The organism is Pantoea sp. Fr+CA_20, from assembly GCF_024520835.1.
GTDB classification, from domain to species: Bacteria; Pseudomonadota; Gammaproteobacteria; order Enterobacterales; family Enterobacteriaceae; genus Pantoea; species Pantoea allii.
The window spans coordinates 1-1,214 of sequence record NZ_JALNPN010000045.1 but is presented as its reverse complement, the minus strand read 5'-3'; the positions used below and the strand labels follow the sequence as shown (position 1 = coordinate 1,214).

The window sequence follows — 1,214 nt, the reverse complement described above, 5'->3', positions numbered from 1 at the left end:
TGATGGTGGTACTTCAGATGGCCAGGGAACCGGCACTCCAACCGGCAAAGCGGAGCCTTCTCCCAAACCGAGGTTTTGAAGAAATAAATTCTAGCCTATAAAAACCTCATAATGAAACAGCGCTAAGCCTTAGAAAAAAATCATGAGTAGATTTTATAACGTGAAAAAGTGAAATGATTATGAAGCTTGTGACTTAAATAAAAACCAGAAAAGATTGATAATACATCAACCTGCAACCGGTGTGATGTATTATCATGAAATAATCGATATGCGCTATAGTTTAATGTTTTTTAGGTCCATCTTTCCTGATGAACTAAAGAGACTTTAATTATGTATTTCGGCATCTTGAGATAATTAAGTACTTCAGAGTTGATTTTATTCTGGCTTCTCAGGCCATATGTCAGGGATACCTTCCTGAAAATCCACCGCTTCCAATTTATCAAGGTAGTCAAGCCAGAGCTTGTATTTTATTATTTCATCTTCACTTAATCTTCCAAGTGAATATTTACCTCCCCACTGCTTGTCATTAATAAAGCTAATGGCCGTGTTAATGAGCAAGCTTTTCTGATTTCTTGCAATTTCAATTTTCTGCTCTGGTGTAGAAGGAGAACTATTCTGCCACAGCGGTAATCCGTTATTGCCAGCGATACGGATCATCCCCTCAGGAGCAAGGCCACTAAACTGCTCAAATACATTATCTTCAACTTCAATCCCATCTTCTGGCCATGTGCCAGCTTTTTCATAATCTGAACGTAATACAATTGGATAAAATGCATTATTCTTTGCACTAAAAACGTAATTTTTCATTATCTTCCCCATGCAGCCCATTTACAGGTGCTATCAGTTATACCATTCACTTGCGAGCTACCACGCGTTAACGTACAGATATTAGCAGCAGTGAAGCCAAGTCGAGTTGTTTCGATGAATTGGAATATTGTTGTTGCTACTGGGTTTCCAAAGTCATGAGAATTGAGTTCAATAAGCTCATTTGGAAATGGGATTGGGAAAATAATTTTTGCCGTAGGTGTTGTGGCATTAGTGACAGGGCCCATCCCCCATTGGTAAATGAGGCCATTAGGCCATCTTACCCAGCCATTATCGGAAAAATTAGCAGAATAGTCGCGCAACCTTACGGCATCTCCCAAACCGAGGTTTATACGATGATTCAGGTTTCTGCATAACCAGAGCTACGGATGCCATAATGACTAAAGCCC

The 1,214-nt window shown here is 39.7% G+C and carries 1 protein-coding gene and 1 pseudogene; both read right to left on the bottom strand.

What is annotated here, in order from left to right; genetic code table 11:
• Positions 1 to 87, bottom strand: a pseudogene (locus NR177_RS23710) (integrase); the annotation flags it as partial.
• Between the two features lie 288 nt (positions 88 to 375).
• Positions 376 to 807, bottom strand: a complete 432-nt coding sequence (locus NR177_RS23705; RefSeq protein WP_109716887.1) for a tail fiber assembly protein — start codon at positions 805 to 807, stop codon at positions 376 to 378.
• Positions 808 to 1,214: the final 407 nt, after the last annotated feature.

Excerpts from the sequence above, each read along its gene's own strand:
- NR177_RS23705 (WP_109716887.1), bottom strand. The coding sequence starts at position 807 with ATGAAAAATTACGTTTTTAGTGCAAAGAATAATGCATTTTATCCAATT.